Source organism: Streptomyces sp. NPDC104307 (assembly GCF_055584045.1).
The window spans coordinates 528,989-544,838 of sequence record NZ_JBVJMU010000003.1 but is presented as its reverse complement, the minus strand read 5'-3'; the positions used below and the strand labels follow the sequence as shown (position 1 = coordinate 544,838).

Sequence of the window (15,850 nt, the reverse complement as noted above, 5' to 3'; positions counted from 1 at the left end):
CGTGCGGCCCGCCCGGACGGGGCGGACGGACCGCACGAACTGGACTGGGCCGAACTGGACTGGGCAGGGCTGGGGCGGCCACCGTCACCGCCGTCGTTCAGGCGGCGTTCGGGCCCACGTCGGCGGCCGTGAGCGGGTGCCGGAGCGCGGGCGCTGTCGCGTACTCGTCGGCGCCGATGTCCCGTACGCTGCCGCGCTGGTCCCCGTCGATGTCGTCGGCGACGGCGGCCCCCGCCAGGGTGGCGGCGCCGATCGCCGGGCTGCCCGAGGACAGCCGCAGGATGCCGTCCGCGCCCTGGCTGAGCAGCGGGTCGGCCCGGGTGAAGCCCCCGGCGGGGATGTTGCCGTCTCCGGCCGCGCCCCACAGCAGGTTGCTCTGCCAGGTGAAGCCGGTGGTGGCCCCCATCGCGACGAGGCTGCCGGCGTCACCGACCAGCAGGTTGTCGGCCACGGTCACGTCCTGCGGCTCGTACGCCCGGGTCTCGCCGGAGAGCGAGCCGGCGTTGCCGATCAGGGAGTTGTGCACGATCACCGCGCGGTCGCAGGCGTCGTTCCCCGTCCGCTGGTCCGGTGTCTCGCCGGAGTTGTGGTCACGGGTGGTGCCGCTGCCGATCACCAGCGCCCTGCCGGACAGCCCGCTGAGGTAGTTGTTGACGATCCGGTGGTCGTTGCCGTAGATCCGCACCCCGTCGATGCCGTCGATCAGGTAATTGCCCTCCACCACGGAACGGTTGCCGTGGCGCAGCACGATGCCGCCTCGGCTGTCGCGGATGGTGTTGTACCTGATGGTGTTCTTCGACGACTTCACCGAGATCGCCTCTGGATCGCCGTCGCAGCGCTCGAACAGGTTGTACTCCACGACCGCGTTGGCCTCCGACAGGGCCCGGCCGCTGACGCCGAGGCGGATCGGCTCGCCGCCGTTGGCGCCGGTGAAGCTGTGGTCGGAGAAGTGGTTGCGGAAGATGTGCAGGTTCTGGGCCATGGCGGTCTTGCCCGTGCCGTCGACGACGATGAAGATGCCGGCGGTGGTCTTGTTGTGGAAGTGGTTCCGGTCGATCTTCGAGTCGTCCGCCCGCACGACGAGCCAGTACGGGTCGCCGTTGTCCGCGAGCTGGAAGTCGTTGCGGGTCAGCCGGATCGACGAGCAGTCCGCCGGGATCTCCATCGTGGTGCTCTGCCGGAAGGAGAAGCCGCTGAGGGTGATGTTGCTCGAATCGCTGAGCACGAAGCCGCGTTCGCCGCGCAGCACGGCGCCGCCGCGGGTCTTCGAGACGATGGTGATCTGTGCGGCGGCGGTGCCGTTCTTGCCGGAGATGTTGATCGCGCTGCCCGAGGGGACCGTGTAGGTGCCGTCGGCGACGACGATCCGGTCCCCGGGTGCGGCGCTGTTGATGGCGCTCTGGAGCTGGGCGAGGGTGGCGACCGGGATGTCGGCGGCCGAGGCGCTGCCCGACAGTGAGGTGGTCAGCGGTACGGCGGCGAGGGCGGCCACGGCGGTGCTTCTGAGGAATGTGCGGCGTTGCATGGTGCCTCCTGTGTCGATGCGGACGGGTTCGCTCAGCCGGCGTGCGGGCCGACGTCGGCCGGGGTCAGGGGGGCGCGCCCGGAGGACCGGCGGGAGTATTCGTCGGCGCCCACGTCACGGGTACGGCCGCGCGGCTGCCCGTCGATGTCGTGGGTGACGGGCGGCCACCGCAGCGTTCCCGCGCCGATCGCCGGGCTGTCGGCGGCGGGCCGGGCGATGCCGTACGGGTCCGTCACCAGGCGGGGGTCGACGCGGGTGCCGCCACCGGCCGGGATGTTGCCGTCGGCGGCGGCGCCCCACAGGAGGTTGCCCGACCAGGTGAAGCGCACGGTGTCCGCCATCTCGACGAGGCTGCCGGTGTCACCGACGAGCAGGTTGTCCGCGACGGTGACGTCCCTCGGCTCGTGCGGGCGCTGGCTCTCGCCGGAGAGCGTGCCGTGGTTGCCGACCAGGGTGTTGTACGCGATGAGGACCCGGTCCGGGGCGTCGTTGCCGGTGCGCGACGCGGGCGGCTCGCCGGGCAGGTGGTCGCGCTCGGAGCCGCTGCCGATCACCAGGGCGCGCCCGGACAGGCCGGCCAGGTAGTTGTTGACGATCACGTGGTCGTTGCCGTAGATCCGTACCCCCTCCTGGCCGTCGACGAGGTGGTTGGCCTCCACCCGGTTGCGGTTGCCGTGCCGCAGGACGATGCCGCCCAGGCTGTCGCGGATGGTGTTGTACCGGATGGTGTTGTCGGAGCTCTTCACCGAGATCGCCTCGGGGTCACCGTTCGCGCGCTCGAACAGGTTGTACTCCACGACCGCGTGGGCGCCGGACAGGGCGCGGGGGCTGACGCCGAGCCGGATCGGTTCGCCGCCGTTGGAGCCGGCGAAGGTGTGGTCGGAGAAGTGGTTGCGGTACACGTGGACGCGCTGGGCCATCTCGTCCGTGCCGGCGCCCTCGATGCCGAGGTAGATGCCGAGGGTGCTCTTGCCGTGGAAGTGGTTGTGGTCGACGGTGCTGTCGTCCGCGCGCACCATCACCCAGTGCAGGCCCTCGATGTCGGCCAGTTGGAGGTCGTTGCGGGTGAGCCTGATGTGCGAGCAGTCCGGGGGGACGTCGAGGGTGCTGCTCTGCCGGAAGGAGAAGCCGCTGAGGGTGATGTGGTGGGACGCCGCGAAGACGAAGCTGTGCTCGCCCTCCAGGATGACGCCGCCCCGGCTCTGCGCGGCGATGGTCACGGGCGCCCGGCCGGTGCCCCGCTTGTTCCGGATGGTGAGGGGGCTGTCCGGCGGGACGGTGTAGGTGCCGTCGGCGAGGACGATCCGGGCGCCGGGCCGGGCCCGGTCGATCGCGGACCGGAGCTCGTCGAGTGTGCGGACGGTCGCCGGGGCCGGAGCCGCGCTCGCGGTCAGCGGTCCGCCGACGGGGGCGGCGGCGGCCAGGGCCACCCCTGCCGCGGTGCTCATGAGGAACGTGCGGCGTTGCATGGTGCCTCCGTGAGTGAGTGGTGGATCGGGGCCCGAGGCCTCTTGTGGATCAGGCCGGGGTGTCTCTCGTGGATCAGGCCGGGGTGTCTCTCGTGGATCAGGCCGGGGTGTCCAGGAACAGTTCGATGACGGGGACGGGGGTGTCGGGGCGGCGCACCGGGATCTGGAGCGTGAGCGTGCCGGCGGGCTGTCCGCCCATCTCGGTGTTGACGGCGGGCCGGTCGGGGTCGATGTGGACCGGGATGATCTCGGACGCGTCGTTCAGCAGCTGGGCGTACCGCACCCGGCCCGCGAGGCCCGGCAGGTGCAGGTGGCGCGGCGGCCAGGCGAACAGGTGGACGTAGAGCCGGTCGCCGCGCTGGGTGTACCGGCATTCGGCGGGGGCGGTGTACGGGGACGGGCCGCAACCGCGGAGCGAGCGCTCGTGCAGCTCCGTCCAGCGGCCGATCCCGTCGAGGATCGCCAGGTCGCGCGGGTCGAGTTCGCCGCGGCCGTTGGGTCCCACGTTGAGCAGCAGGTTGCCGCCCTTGGACACCCCGTCGACGAGCATCCGGATCAGCAGGTCCGCGCTCTTGTGGTCGAGGTTGTCGCGGTCGTAGCCCCAGCTCCCGTTGAGGGTCTGGCAGGCCTCCCAGAGCACCGGGCGCCCGTCCTGCGTCATCGGCCCCGAGGGCTGGTACTGCTCGGGGGTCACGAAGTCCCCGGGCAGTCCGGTCCGGTCGTTGACCAGGACGTGCGGCTGGAGTTCCCGGATCGTCTCCAGGAGCTTCGGGGAGTCCCAGTCGTCCGGCCCCTTGCCGCCCCACCAGGTGCGTCCGGCGTAGGAGAAGTCGAAGAAGAGGTAGTCGACGCGCCCGAACGACGTCAGCAGTTCGCGGACCTGGCCGTGCAGGTAGCGCTGGTAGTCGCGGATGTCCCGGTCGGCGTTGGCGGCCTTGAACTCCTCGTCGTCGCGCTGCGGGTGGGTGCCGTCCACGGGGAAGGACGGGTGGTGCCAGTCGATCAGCGAGTAGTAGAGGCCGACCTTGAGCCCTTCGTCGCGGCACGCCCGGACGAACGGGCCGACGAGGTCGCGGCCGTGCGGGGTGTTGGTGACCTTGTACTCGGTGAGGGCGCTGTCCCACAGGCAGAAGCCGTCGTGGTGCTTGGTGGTCAGGACGACGTAGCGCATGCCGGCCGCCTTGGCGGCCCTGGCCCACTGGACCGGGTCGTGGCGGTCGGGGGCGAAGTGGTCGAAGTAGACCTGGTACTGCTCGTCGGTCAGCTTCTCCCGGTTCTTGACCCACTCGTGCCGCGCGGCGAGGGAGTACAGGCCCCAGTGGACGAACATGCCGAACCGGGCTTCGGTGAACCAGGTCGTCTCCGGGGCTCCTGCGGGAGCCGGGGTCGCGGACGGGGTCATGGGGATGTGCTCCTTGCGGGGACGGTGGTGGGGGCGGGGCGGAGGAGGCGGCGGGGGTCAGCCCTTCAGCGCGCCGGAGGACAGACCGCTCACGAAGGACCGCTGGAAGAACAGGAAGACGATCACGGAGGGCAGCAGGGCCAGCAGCGAGGCGGCCATCACCACTCCGGGGGTGACCGAAGGGTCGATCCGCAGGGTCCGCAGCGCCAGCGGGAGCGTGTACGAGGAGGAGTCGGTGGAGACCAGGAGGGGCAGCAGGTACTGGTCCCAGATCATGGTGAAGCCGAAGACCCCGATGACGCCGAGCGCGGGCTTGCACATCGGCAGGATGATCTGGGCGAAGATCCGCAGGTCTCCGGCCCCGTCGATGCGGGCGGCCTCTTCGAGTTCGCGCGGCACGTCCTTCATGAACTCGGTCATCACCAGGATGGAGAACCCCCAGGCGCCCAGCGGGACGATCATTCCGGCCAGCGTGCCGATGAGGTTGAAGTGGACGACCGGCAGGTCGGAGAGGATCAGGGACAGCGGGAGGGCCAGGATCTCCTCGGGCAGCATCAGCGTCGCCAGGACGGCGACGAGCACCAGCGTCATCCCGGGGAAGACCTTCCTGGCCAGCGCGTACCCGGCCAGTACGGAGACGGCCACCTGGAGCAGCAGCCCGCCGCCGACCACGAAGAACGAGTTCAGCAGGTACGTGAGCACCCCCTGGTCGAAGGCGATCCGGAAGTTGTCCAGGGTGACGCCGGAGGGGATGACGCTCAGCTGCGTCGGGTCCTTGACGTGTCCGAAGGCGCTGACGAGCAGGGCGAGCAGGGGCCCCGCGAAGACGATCAGGACCAGCAGGTGGACGGCGTTCCGCAGGATCCGGCCGCCGGCGCTCCGGCTCTCGGTCAGGCCGAGCGCGGTTTCGGTCCGCTCACTCACTTGCTTTCCCTCCGCCGCAGCAGTTGGACGACGACGGTCAGGATCAGCGTCGCGACGAACAGCAGGACCGCTCCCGCCGCTCCGACACCGAGCCGGTTCTGTTCGAGGCCGAGCTTGTAGATGAGGGTCATGACGACCTCGGTGGAACCGTCGGGCCCGCCGTTGGTGAGCAGGAACACCTCGGTGAACACCCGCAGTCCGCGGATCGCGGCGAGGATGAAGAGGATCGAGAACACCGACCGCAGTCCGGGTACGGCCACGTGCCACACCCGCTGCCACCTGGACGCGCCGTCGACCTTCGCGGCCTCGTACAGGCCTCGGTCCACGCTCGTCAGACCGGCGAGAATGATCATCATGTCGTAGGGGGCGCCCCGCCAGATGCCGGTGAGCATGATGGAGGCCATCGACGTGTCGGGGTCGTTGATGAACCCCGAGGGCCCCATCCCCACCATCCCGAGCAGCGAGTTGAGCATGCCGTCGCCGGTCGGGTGGTACATGATCCGCCACAGTTCGGCGACGACCGCGAGCGGCACCACCACCGGGAGGAACGCCGCGGAGCGCACGAACTTCAGCCGGCGGCTCTGCCCCTCCATCAGCAGGGCGAGGACGAGACCCAGCGCCATCGATCCGGCGGTCTGCCCGGCGGCCAGTACGACCGTGTGCCACGCGGCCTCACGGAATCCGTGGGACTGGAGCACCGCGGCGTAGTTCTCCGTGCCGACCCACTTGTTCCCCAGGTAGGGCTGAACCTCCTGGAAGGACATGGTCAGCGCGTTGGCCATGGGGATGAACTTGAAGTACAGGAAGAGAATCAGCGCGGGGGCGAGGAACAGCCAGGGCGTCCACCACCGGCCCGATCTGCGGCTGCGTCCCGGGTGGCCGGTGGCCCCGCCGTCCCGGCGGCCCGGTTTCCGCGGGGAGGGGCCGGCCGCCGCGGGGGCGGCCGGTTCCGCCTGGTCGAGGCTCATGACGCGGCGATCCCCTGCTCCTTGAGGATCTCGGCGAGCTGCTTGTCGAGCTCACGGAGCTTGGCCCCGGTGTCGAGGCCGCAGTCGGCCATGAGCGCGTTCACCGTGTCCGCCGTCGCCTGCCGCACCGGGGTCCAGTTCGGGATGGACGGCGCGTACCGGCCGGAGTCCTGGTACGCCTGGGCGTAGGTCTTCCAGCGGGGGTCGGGCCGTACCTGGGTGATGTCCACGGTCTTGTTGACGGGGAGCTGCACGATGGAGCCGGTGTCGCCCGCCATCGCCGTCTTCTGGCCCTCGGCGGATACGGCGAAGCCCGCGAAGGCGTCCTGGCCGGCCTGGTTGGCGGAGCCGGCCATCAGGTAGACGGAGCCGCCCTCCGCGAGAACGGTGGCGTCCTTCGGGCCCTTGGGCATCGGCACGACCTCGTACTTGTCCTTGCCGAGGGTCTCGTCGAAGCGCGGCAGCAGGTACGGGCCGACGACGAACATGCCGGTCCGGCCCGCCTCGAACGTCTCGTTCGTCGGCGGGGTGTCCATGGTCACGGCGCCGGGCTGGATGGCCTTGGCCTTGCAGCCCAGGTCGCGGAACCACTGCATGGCCCCGACCGATGCCTTCGTGGACGAGGCCGGCTTGTACGTGCCCGAGCCCTTGCCGGTCTCGGTGATGAAGTCGCCGCCCGCGGCCCACAGGAAGTTGGAGAAGTACCAGGAGGCGTAGCCGCGTTTGGTGGAGAGCGGGGCGGCGAGTCCGGCGGTGTTGTTCTTGCCGTCGCCGTCCGGGTCCCGGGTGGTGAAGGCCTTGGCCATCGCGGCGAAGTCGTCCCAGTTCCGGGGGGTGTCGAGCTTCAGCTTCTGCCGCCAGTCCTTGCGGATGAGCAGCGCGGACGCCTGTGCCGAGTACGGCAGTCCGTACTGCTTGCCGTCCACGGCCTTTCCGGAGTCCAGCCCCTGGCCGATGATCTGCCCACTGTTCTTGATCTTGTCCAGGTCGATCTCCCGGAGCAGGCCCTGGCTGTGCATGGCCCCGAGCTGGGTCACGTCGTTCATGACGATGTCGGGGAGGTTCTTCTGGGCGGCCCGCTGCTGGAGCTTGGTCTCGAAGTCATCGAAGATGGCCGTGACCTTGACCTTGTAGCCCGTCTTCTTCTCGAAGGCGGTGGCGAGCGCGATCGCGCCCTGCTCCCCAGGGCCGCCCGGTGTCGTCCTGGTCCAGAGCTCCAGAGGCGCCTTGGGGTCCTGCTTGGCATCGACTCCCGCAGGCCCGGACGAACAGCTGGTGAGGACCAGTGTCGAGGCGAGGACACCCGCACCGATCCATCGCGATCTCTGCATCACAACTCCTGTTTTCGCCGCATCACAGTTGGGCCTGGAAAGCGCTTTCTGGGACGTTAACGGGGTGAGATTCAGCGGTCAATACTCCGATGAATACAAAAAGTTTCCACGGACCGGCACGGCACCCGCCGGACGACCTTCCGGGTACGCCTCCGGCAATCCGGAACGCGCGAGGGGGATATCACCTTCAGAAATCGCCTAGTATCCGGCCTGATGCCTGGCCAGTTGAGCGATCAATGTGCACGACTGCCCCGATCCGGGGCAAGCGCGGGCCGTGACAGAAACTGCCGGACGGCAGGGTCTGGACATCCGACCTGCACCCAAGGACATTCCAGTGATCCGATGTATCGTCCCTGCGAACCATCCGACCTGAGAACCGAACAAGCCACCCGACAGGCCGAGGAGCCAGACCCGATATGAACGAACCGGCCACCGCACCGACAGCCCTGTTGGTCATGGAGGAAGAACGCCGGGCGGACGTCTACCCGCCCGAGGTGCTGGCCGGGATCGGCCGGCTCGCGCACTGGCAGGGGCCGCCCCGCACCCGGCAGCAGCTCGACGCGGACCCCGAGGTCCTGAGGGACGTCGACATCCTGCTCACGGGCTGGGGTGCGCCCGTCCTCGACACCGCCTTCCTGTCCCGGGCCCCCCGGCTGCGGGCCGTTCTCGTCGCGGCGGGGTCCGTCCGGCACCTGACCACGCCCGCCTTCTGGGAGCGCGGTATCCCGATCGTCTCCGCCGCCTCGGCCAACGCGGTCCCGGTCGCGGAGTTCACCCTCGCCCAGGTCCTCCTCGGCCTGAAGCAGGCACACCGCATCGCGCGGGAGGTCGCGAGCAGCCGCCGCTTCCCGTACGACCCCGACGTCCCGGGCGCCTACCGGTCACGGGTGGGCCTGCTGGGGCTCGGCCACATCGGCCGGCTCGTCGCCGCCCACCTCAGCCGCTTCGACGTCGAGGTCCTGGCCACCGACCCCGTCGCCTCCCCGGAAGCCGCCCGGCAGGCGGGCGTCCGGCTGGTCCCCGTCGAGGAGCTCTTCGCCACCTGCCACGTCGTCAGCCTCCACGCACCGCTCCTGCCCGAGACCCAAGGCACGATCGGGGCGCGGCTGCTGAACTCGATGAGGCCCGGCGCGACGCTGGTCAACACCGCACGGGGCGCGCTGATCGACGAGCCGGCCGCGGCTCGGACCCTGCTTGCCAGGCCCGATCTCACCGCCGTGCTCGACGTAACGCATCCCGAGCCCCCGGCTCATGACTCGCCACTCTTCACCCTTCCCAACGTCGTCCTGACACCGCACCTCGGCGGCGCCCTGGGTGCCGAACGCCGGCGCCTCGGGCAGCTCGTGCTCGACGAACTCCACCGGTTCACACAGGACCGGCCGCTGCGCCATGCCATCGATCCCGCGCACGCCGCTTCACTGGCCTGACGGCCGGCACCGAACAGCCGGACGCGAGGCGGCCATGCTGTACCGAATTCCCGGGACCGGGCAAGCCCGGCCGGCAACCCATTCCACGATTCCGCAGCCCAGGGGCGTCACGTCAGTGAAACGTTAGCGAAACGCTAGTGAGACGTAAGCGGGAGGAGCCATAGTTCAGGGCAGGACGAAGTCCCGGCCCCGGGCTGTCGCTCCGTCTATTCGTCCGGACCGAATTCGTGACTGATATCGGGGACTTCACGCGCGGCCAGATATTCGTACCCGCATCCCCGTACAGATCTTCGCGCCCGCACGGAAATCGGCACGGCGAAATTACGAGCATTCGCTTTCCGCTCCTGCGCGTCCTCGTAGGCAATGGCGAGTAATCGCGCACGGCCGGGCCCGATTCCCGCACGGCCGCCGCCCGGGAACGTTTGAGCCCACCCCTGCCGCGACAGGGATGTGGACATGTCACAGACTGCGCCGATCGGCGCCGCTCCCCAGCCGCCCGCTCCGCACGCGCCCGTGCTCTCCGCAGAGGTGCGGGCCGCCCTCGCCGCGCACCGGCCCGTCGTCGCGCTGGAGTCGACGATCATCGCCCACGGCCTGCCCCGCCCCCGCAACCTTCGGGTGGCCGAGGAGCTGGAGGGGCTCGTGCGGTCAGGCGGCGCCGTGCCCGCCACCATCGCCGTGCTGGACGGCAGGGCCAGGATCGGCCTGGACAAGGACCAGTTGGAGCGGGTCGCCCAGGACCCGGCGATGCGCAAGTTCGGCCACCGGGACCTCGCCCCGGCCCTGGCGGCCGGTGCGAGCGGGGCGACGACGGTCTCCGCGACGGCGTTCCTGGCCGCATGCGCCGGCCTGCGCGTCTTCGCGACCGGTGGGCTCGGCGGGGTGCACCGGGGCTGGGCCGAGACCCAGGACGAGTCGGCGGACCTGCGGCTGCTGGCCGGGACCGGGATCACCGTGGTCTGCGCGGGCGTGAAGTCGATCCTGGACGTGCCCGCCACGCTCCAGCGGCTGGAGACGCTCGGCGTGGGGGTGCTCGGATACGGCACCGACCGGTTCCCCGGGTTCTATCTGAGCAGTTCGGGCGAACCGGTCGACTGGACCGTGAACTCCCCCGAGGAGGTCGCAGAGGTGATGGCCGCCCAGGATGCGCTCGGCGGCCCGGACACCGCGCTGATCGTCGCCCATCCCGTACCACGGGCGGAGCAGTTGGATCCCGCCCTGCACGACCGGGTGCTCGCCGAGGCGCTGGACGCCTGCCGGGAGCACGGCATCGTGGGGCAGGCCGTCACTCCGTACCTGCTGGACCAGCTGACCCGGCGGACCGGCGGCGCCTCGCTGGAGGCCAACCTCGCGGCGGTCCGCGGCAATGTGGCGCTCGCCGCCCGGATCGCCACGGCCTGGACCGCCCGGTGACCGGTGGCCTTCTCGTCGTCGGGGACGTGGTCACGGACGTGGTGGCCCGGCACGCGACGGCGCTGGTCCACGGTACGGACACCAAGGCCGGCATCCGGACCCTGCCGGGCGGGGCCGGAGCCAACGTGGCCTGCTGGGCGGTGCGTTCCGGCTGCCCGGAGGTGCGGCTGCTGGCCCGGGTCGGCGCCGACTCCGCCGACTGGCACCGGGACCGACTGCGCCGGGCGGGCGTACGCGGTCTGCTGGCCGTGGACGACGGGGCCCCGACGGCGACGGTCGTCGCCCTGGTCGACTCCGCCGCAGAGCGCACCTTCCTCACGGACAGCGGCGCGGCCCTGCGCCTCGCCCCGGAGGACTGGTCACCGTCGATGCTCGACGGGATCGGCCGCCTCCACCTCTCCGGCTACCTGCTCTTCGCCGAGAGGAGCCGCGCGACGGCTCTGCTCGCGCTGCGGGAGGCCGGGCGGCGGAACATCCCGGTGAGCGTCGACCCGGCCTCCGCGGGGTTCCTGGCCGAGCTGGGTGTCGACCGGTTCCTGGAACTCGTCGGGGAGGTGGACCTGCTGCTGCCCAACGCGGACGAGGCCCGACTGCTCACCGGCCTCCCCGGGCCTGCCGACGCCGCGGCAAAGCTGAGCCTGCTGGTCCGCCAGGTCGTCGTCACCCTGGGCCGGGACGGCGCTCTGCTCGCCACCGGGGGCGCGGTGACCGGGCGGGTCCCGGCAGAGCCGGTGCGGGACCCGGTGGACTCCACCGGAGCGGGCGACGCCTTCACCGGCGGCTTCCTCGCGGCGCTGCTGGCGGGCGAGGACCCCGCGACGGCCGCCTCTGCGGGATGCCGCTCGGGAGCACGCGCCGTCATGGCGGTGGGCGGACGGCCGCCGCCGCCCGGGGACCGGTAGGGCCGCTACCCGTCCGCGTCCCGCCGCAGCCCCGTCCAGGCAGGGTGGCGCGGGTCGTCGGCCCGGACGACCGCGTCCGCGCTCCCGGCGGGCGCCACCTCGTCCTCGTACCGTGCGAAGGCGGGCAGCGTCCACTGCTCGGCCTCCTCCGTGCGCCGCCGCAGCGCGCCCGGCGACAGCCGCAGGTGGACGCTCAGGTCGAACGGGAACCAGTGCCCCAGCAGCAACGGCCCGTGCACCACCAGCACCCCGCCCTCCGGAAGGAGCCGGTAGGGGCTCCGGGTGGCCCGGTCCGTCGCCGGGTCCCAGAGATCGGGCAGCACCCGCCCGTTGCCGCCCGCCTCCAGCGGCCCGAACACCTCACGCCACAGCGCTCCGGTGTCGAACCAGCTGCCGTAGTACGAGTCGGGGTCCCGCTTTCCGTACTCGTACCGCAGGCTGGCGGGCCGCAGGAACCCCGCCGTGGACACGGGGAGCACGGACCGGCCGCGCAGCCGCAGCGCCTGGGCGAGCGACTCGGCCAGCTCGCCGGTACGGGCGGCCGGGGCCCCGTCGACGGCGACCTTGAGCCAGGGCCCGCCGTCGGACGGCTCCAGCGCGTCGGCGTGCGCGGCGAGGGCTTCCGCCAGCCGTTCCCAGGTGATCGCTTCGAATCGCACGGCACCATCATCGCCCCGGCCGGCCCAGCTCCGTCCGGCCGAGCTCCGTCCGGTGCTCCGCCGCCAGCCGCACGACGCGTGCGGCGAGCGGGCCCCTGGCCGGTTCGATCGCGGCGGCGGCCTCCGCGAGGCGGGTGATGTCGGTGAACCAGTCGCCGGAGAGCGTGTCCGCCACCCCGATACGGGCGAAGCCGCGTTCCAGCAGGCCCCTGGCGGTCTCCGGGCGGCCGCGCAGCAGCGCCTTCACGGCGGCGACGGCGTTGGCGAGCGCGCTGGCGGGCCTCGACCAGTCGTCGCTGCGCGCCGCCGGGTTGTCCTGGTCATTGCCGGGCCGGTTCGCGACGGACAGCGCCACGATCTCCAGATCCAGCCGCCAGAAGAGGGGCAGCCCGTCGAAGTCGACGAAGAGCAGCCGCCTGCTCCGGGAGTTCCCCAGCTCGGGGTCGACCCGTAGCGAGGCGACGTGCCGGACCGTGCCGAGCAGCTCCGGAACGGCGGCCACGCAGTCCGCGAACCTGCCGTCGGGCACGATCCAGCGGAGGTCGATATCGCTGTACGCGTCGGCGGTTCCCCTCGCGAGCGACCCCCTCGGTTCCGCCCGTGACCCGGCGCGGTGGGAGCGGAGCGCGCCCAGGAGCTGCCTCGCCAGCGCGGCCCGGCGCGCCGGATCGAGGTCGCCGGGGCCCGCTTCACTCACTGCCTGCCACCCTTCCGGCGCCGCCTCGTACGATCTTCCCCATGGATCTCGAATTCGCCCGCACGTTCGCCTCGCAGTGGCAGGACGACTGGAACTCCCACGACCTGGAACGCATCCTGACGCATTATCACGAAAACGTGACGTTCAGCTCCCCCATGATCGCCCGGTTCACCGGCGACCCCTCCGGCACCGTGCGCGGCAAGGACCAGCTGCGTGCGTACTGGGCGCGCGGCCTCGATCTCATCCCGGACCTGGAGTTCGAGGTGATGGACGTCCGGGTGAGCGTCGACACCCTGGTGATCGACTACCGCAACCAGATCGGCGGCCGGGTGTACGAGGTGCTGACGTTCCGGGACGGGCTGGTGATCGGCGGCCTCGGCGCGTACGGGGAGACGCTCGCCCGCTGACCGGGGGCGAGCGTCTCCCCGCCTCACTTCTTCCCGTCGCAGTCCACCGCGTCTGCGTCGTCGGAGAGTTCACTGCCCTCGGGCAGCAGATAGGTCACCCAGAGGACGACGGGCTCGGTCCCCAGGTTGCGCCCGATGTGGCGGTGCTTGGCGCCGGACGGCTCGATGAAGGACGTTCCGGCGGGCGTCACCTCGACCGAGCAGTCGTCCAGGGTGCGGGTCAGCGTCCCCTTCTTGACGACCGCGATCAGCTGGCCGCGGTGGGTGTGCCAGCCGGTGGAACCGCCGGGCTCGACGGTGATCTTCCGGAAGGTGACGTCGGTACGGCCCTTCGGCGTCTTCACCTTCAGTTTGCCCGGCGATGTGCCCTCCGCGACGACGGTGCCGCTCACCCCGCTGCCCGGAGTCGCGACGGCCGCCGACGGTACGAAGCAGAGCGCTGCCACACAGCCCCCGATGACAAGCGCCTTGACCGGCCGCCCCTGGTGTCCGCCACGTCTCATGGGCCACTCCTCCGCGTCAGTGCCCCGGGCATCATCCGGTGCCCCTGGCATCCCAAATGCCCCGACGCTACCCAGGAGCCGCCCTGGCGAACCGTCCCGCCGCCGTCATTCACCGCGCAGCCGGACGGCCAGCGGTCCTTCGCCGGACACCTCGATCTGCCCGTCCCTGACCGCCTCCGTGAAGGTCACCTCGCCGCGCCCGAGGGCGAGGCAGAGGGCGGCGTCGAGCACGATGCGCGCGTCGGCCCGCTCTGCGGGGCCGTCCCCGTAGACCGCGCCGCCGGGCTCCCGTACCCCCGTACGGACGTGGAACTCGCCCTCGTCCAGCTGGACATCGAGCACGCCGTCACCGGCCGGTCCGCCGGGCCCGTCCAGGGCGCGCAGCAGCGGCAGCGCGAACCAGTGCGCCCGGACCGCGTCCGTGGGCCGCCGCTCCGCGAGGGCGGGCGCTCCCCATTCGGCGAGTGCGGCCAGGACGGGCAGCAGGCCGTGGCCGCGTTCGGTGAGTTCGTACACCGAGGCGGCGGCGGGCGGCGGCAGCCTGCGCCGGGTGGCCAGTCCGCCCTGCTCCATGTCCCTGAGCCGGGAGGCCAGGACGTCCGTGCTGACGCCGGGCAGGTCCGCGTGCAGATCGGTGTACCGGCGCGGACCGGCCAGCAGTTCACGGACGATCAGCAGGGTCCACCGGTCACCGACGGCGTCCAGGGCGCGTGCGCCGGCGCAGAACTGGTCGTAACTCCGGCGGCGGGCCGGGCGGGTTGCGGGCTGTTGCTCACGTGGCATGCGACGCAGTCTAGACATGTTGTTGGACTTTCCAAGCTCAAGCTTGGTAAAACCAAGTATCACAGTCGGGTCGGGGAGGCACCGCATGGAATTCCGCCAGTCCAGCAAGCTCAACGAGGTCTGCTACGAGATCCGGGGCCCGGTCATCGAACACGCCAACGCCCTGGAGGAGGCGGGCCACAGCGTGCTCCGGCTCAACACGGGCAACCCGGCGCAGTTCGGCTTCGAGGCGCCGGAGGAGATCGTCCAGGACATGATCCGGATGCTCCCGCAGGCCCACGGCTACACCGATTCGCGCGGCATCCTCTCCGCCCGCCGGGCCGTGGCGCAGCGCTACCAGGCGATGGGGCTCACCGAGGTCGGCGTGGACGACATCTTCCTCGGCAACGGGGTCTCCGAGCTGATCTCGATGGCCGTGCAGGGCCTGCTGGAGGACGGCGACGAGGTGCTGATCCCGTCCCCGGACTACCCGCTGTGGACCGCGGTGACCACGCTGGCCGGCGGCAAGGCCGTGCACTACACGTGCGACGAGACCTCGGACTGGAACCCCGACCTGGCCGACATGGCATCGAAGATCACCGACCGGACCAGGGCCGTCGTGATCATCAACCCGAACAACCCGACCGGCGCCGTGTATCCGCGCGAGGTCCTCGAAGCCATCCTCGACCTGGCCCGCAGGCACGGACTGATGGTGTTCGCCGACGAGATCTACGACCAGATCCTCTACGACGACGCCGAGCACCACAGCGTGGCGGTCCTCGCCCCTGACCTGGTCTGCCTCACCTTCAGCGGCCTCTCCAAGACGTACCGGGTGGCCGGCTTCCGCTCGGGCTGGATGGTGGTGTCCGGTCCGAAGCAGCACGCGCGCAGTTACCTGGAGGGGCTGACCATGCTCGCCTCCATGCGGCTGTGCCCCAACGCCCCCGCGCAGTACGCCATTCAGGCCGCGCTCGGCGGCCGGCAGTCGATCCGGGAGCTGGTGGTGCCGGGCGGCAGGCTGTACGAGCAGCGCAACCGTGCCTGGGAGAAGCTGAACGAGATACCCGGGGTGTCGTGTGTGAAGCCGAAGGGCGCGCTGTACGCCTTCCCGCGCATCGACCCGAAGGTGCACCCCCTCGTCGACGACGAGAAGTTCGTCCTGGACCTGCTGCTGCGGGAGAAGATCCAGGTCGTGCAGGGCACCGGCTTCAACTGGCCCCGGCCCGACCACTTCCGGATTCTGACCCTCCCGTACGCTGACGATCTTGAAGCGGCCATCAGCCGGATCGGCCGCTTCCTGACCGGATACCGGCAGTGACCCTGCCCGGACACGGGCAGTGACCCGGTCAGAGACCGGCCGTGACCCCGACCGGAGACCGGCAGTGACCCGACCGGAGACCGGCAGTGACCCCGACCCGGCTACCTGCTGTGACCGGACGCCGGAGATGAACGGATACCGAT

Annotated in this window: 15 protein-coding genes; 5 read left to right on the top strand and 10 right to left on the bottom strand. The window is 71.0% G+C overall.

Annotation, left to right across the window (positions count from 1 at the left end; genetic code table 11):
- Positions 1-97 precede the first annotated feature (97 nt).
- The 6 genes from ACZ601_RS12485 to ACZ601_RS12460 form a co-directional block, all read right to left on the bottom strand.
- Positions 98-1,525 (bottom strand): polysaccharide lyase 6 family protein, encoded by a 1,428-nt coding sequence (locus ACZ601_RS12485; RefSeq protein WP_469536310.1) that lies wholly within the window; start codon positions 1,523-1,525, stop codon positions 98-100.
- A gap of 32 nt (positions 1,526-1,557) precedes the next feature.
- On the bottom strand, positions 1,558-2,994 hold the full coding sequence (locus ACZ601_RS12480) for a polysaccharide lyase 6 family protein (protein ID WP_469536308.1): 1,437 nt from the start codon (positions 2,992-2,994) through the stop codon (positions 1,558-1,560).
- 97 nt (positions 2,995-3,091) lie between these two features.
- Entirely contained in the window at positions 3,092-4,396 is a 1,305-nt protein-coding gene (locus ACZ601_RS12475; protein ID WP_469536299.1) for an alpha-L-fucosidase, read from the bottom strand.
- Positions 4,397-4,453: 57 nt separating this feature from the next.
- Positions 4,454-5,320, bottom strand: coding sequence for a carbohydrate ABC transporter permease (locus ACZ601_RS12470; protein ID WP_469536296.1), 867 nt, complete (start codon positions 5,318-5,320; stop codon positions 4,454-4,456).
- Positions 5,317-6,288, bottom strand: a complete 972-nt coding sequence (locus ACZ601_RS12465; protein WP_469536293.1) for a carbohydrate ABC transporter permease — start codon at positions 6,286-6,288, stop codon at positions 5,317-5,319. Before ACZ601_RS12465 ends, ACZ601_RS12470 begins: the two co-directional genes overlap by 4 nt.
- Positions 6,285-7,619, bottom strand: coding sequence for a sugar ABC transporter substrate-binding protein (locus ACZ601_RS12460; RefSeq protein WP_469536291.1), 1,335 nt, complete (start codon positions 7,617-7,619; stop codon positions 6,285-6,287). The genes ACZ601_RS12465 and ACZ601_RS12460 overlap by 4 nt, the downstream gene beginning before the upstream one ends.
- Before the next feature lie 416 nt (positions 7,620-8,035).
- On the opposite strand from ACZ601_RS12460, the gene ACZ601_RS12455 reads away from it, so the two are divergent.
- The 3 genes from ACZ601_RS12455 (at position 8,036) to ACZ601_RS12445 (ending at position 11,361) form a co-directional block, all read left to right on the top strand.
- Positions 8,036-9,046: a hydroxyacid dehydrogenase gene (locus tag ACZ601_RS12455; RefSeq protein WP_469536288.1), complete on the top strand. Its 1,011-nt coding sequence runs from the start codon at positions 8,036-8,038 to the stop codon at positions 9,044-9,046.
- Positions 9,047-9,502: 456 nt separating this feature from the next.
- Positions 9,503-10,459 carry a pseudouridine-5'-phosphate glycosidase gene (locus ACZ601_RS12450; RefSeq protein ID WP_469536286.1) on the top strand — a complete coding sequence of 319 codons (957 nt, stop codon included), beginning with the start codon at positions 9,503-9,505 and terminating at the stop codon, positions 10,457-10,459.
- On the top strand, positions 10,456-11,361 hold the full coding sequence (locus tag ACZ601_RS12445; protein ID WP_469536283.1) for a carbohydrate kinase family protein: 906 nt from the start codon (positions 10,456-10,458) through the stop codon (positions 11,359-11,361). Before ACZ601_RS12450 ends, ACZ601_RS12445 begins: the two co-directional genes overlap by 4 nt.
- A gap of 5 nt (positions 11,362-11,366) precedes the next feature.
- Here ACZ601_RS12445 and ACZ601_RS12440 read toward each other — a convergent pair whose 3' ends face one another.
- Both ACZ601_RS12440 and ACZ601_RS12435 read right to left on the bottom strand, forming a co-directional pair.
- The gene (locus ACZ601_RS12440; protein WP_440577917.1) at positions 11,367-12,020 is read right to left on the bottom strand and encodes a nucleoside/nucleotide kinase family protein; all 654 of its coding nucleotides are present in this window, start codon (positions 12,018-12,020) and stop codon (positions 11,367-11,369) included.
- 7 nt (positions 12,021-12,027) lie between these two features.
- Complete coding sequence (locus ACZ601_RS12435; RefSeq protein WP_469536281.1) at positions 12,028-12,717, bottom strand: hypothetical protein; 690 nt, start codon at positions 12,715-12,717, stop codon at positions 12,028-12,030.
- A 41-nt stretch (positions 12,718-12,758) separates the two neighbouring features.
- Between ACZ601_RS12435 and ACZ601_RS12430 the strand changes: the two genes are divergently transcribed.
- Positions 12,759-13,124, top strand: coding sequence for a nuclear transport factor 2 family protein (locus ACZ601_RS12430; protein WP_469536280.1), 366 nt, complete (start codon positions 12,759-12,761; stop codon positions 13,122-13,124).
- Between the two features lie 23 nt (positions 13,125-13,147).
- Here the strand turns inward: ACZ601_RS12430 and ACZ601_RS12425 are convergent, their stop codons facing one another.
- A complete protein-coding gene (locus ACZ601_RS12425; RefSeq protein ID WP_469536277.1) occupies positions 13,148-13,627 on the bottom strand; it encodes a cupin domain-containing protein in 480 nt (159 codons plus the stop codon).
- A 105-nt stretch (positions 13,628-13,732) separates the two neighbouring features.
- Positions 13,733-14,410, bottom strand: coding sequence for a winged helix-turn-helix transcriptional regulator (locus tag ACZ601_RS12420; protein ID WP_469536274.1), 678 nt, complete (start codon positions 14,408-14,410; stop codon positions 13,733-13,735).
- 85 nt (positions 14,411-14,495) lie between these two features.
- Here ACZ601_RS12420 and ACZ601_RS12415 point away from each other — a divergent pair, with 85 nt between their 5' ends.
- Positions 14,496-15,707, top strand: coding sequence for a pyridoxal phosphate-dependent aminotransferase (locus tag ACZ601_RS12415; RefSeq protein ID WP_469536272.1), 1,212 nt, complete (start codon positions 14,496-14,498; stop codon positions 15,705-15,707).
- Positions 15,708-15,850: the final 143 nt, after the last annotated feature.

What these genes read in the sequence shown, in the direction of transcription:
- ACZ601_RS12485 (WP_469536310.1), bottom strand. Translation starts at nt 1,525, where the DNA reads ATGCAACGCCGCACATTCCTCAGAAGCACCGCCGTGGCCGCCCTCGCC.
- ACZ601_RS12480 (WP_469536308.1), bottom strand. Translation starts at nt 2,994, where the DNA reads ATGCAACGCCGCACGTTCCTCATGAGCACCGCGGCAGGGGTGGCCCTG.
- ACZ601_RS12475 (WP_469536299.1), bottom strand. Translation starts at nt 4,396, where the DNA reads ATGACCCCGTCCGCGACCCCGGCTCCCGCAGGAGCCCCGGAGACGACC.
- ACZ601_RS12465 (WP_469536293.1), bottom strand. Translation starts at nt 6,288, where the DNA reads ATGAGCCTCGACCAGGCGGAACCGGCCGCCCCCGCGGCGGCCGGCCCC.
- ACZ601_RS12460 (WP_469536291.1), bottom strand. Translation starts at nt 7,619, where the DNA reads ATGCAGAGATCGCGATGGATCGGTGCGGGTGTCCTCGCCTCGACACTG.
- ACZ601_RS12455 (WP_469536288.1), top strand. Translation starts at nt 8,036, where the DNA reads ATGAACGAACCGGCCACCGCACCGACAGCCCTGTTGGTCATGGAGGAA.
- ACZ601_RS12450 (WP_469536286.1), top strand. Translation starts at nt 9,503, where the DNA reads ATGTCACAGACTGCGCCGATCGGCGCCGCTCCCCAGCCGCCCGCTCCG.
- ACZ601_RS12430 (WP_469536280.1), top strand. Translation starts at nt 12,759, where the DNA reads ATGGATCTCGAATTCGCCCGCACGTTCGCCTCGCAGTGGCAGGACGAC.
- ACZ601_RS12425 (WP_469536277.1), bottom strand. Translation starts at nt 13,627, where the DNA reads ATGAGACGTGGCGGACACCAGGGGCGGCCGGTCAAGGCGCTTGTCATC.
- ACZ601_RS12420 (WP_469536274.1), bottom strand. Translation starts at nt 14,410, where the DNA reads ATGCCACGTGAGCAACAGCCCGCAACCCGCCCGGCCCGCCGCCGGAGT.
- ACZ601_RS12415 (WP_469536272.1), top strand. Translation starts at nt 14,496, where the DNA reads ATGGAATTCCGCCAGTCCAGCAAGCTCAACGAGGTCTGCTACGAGATC.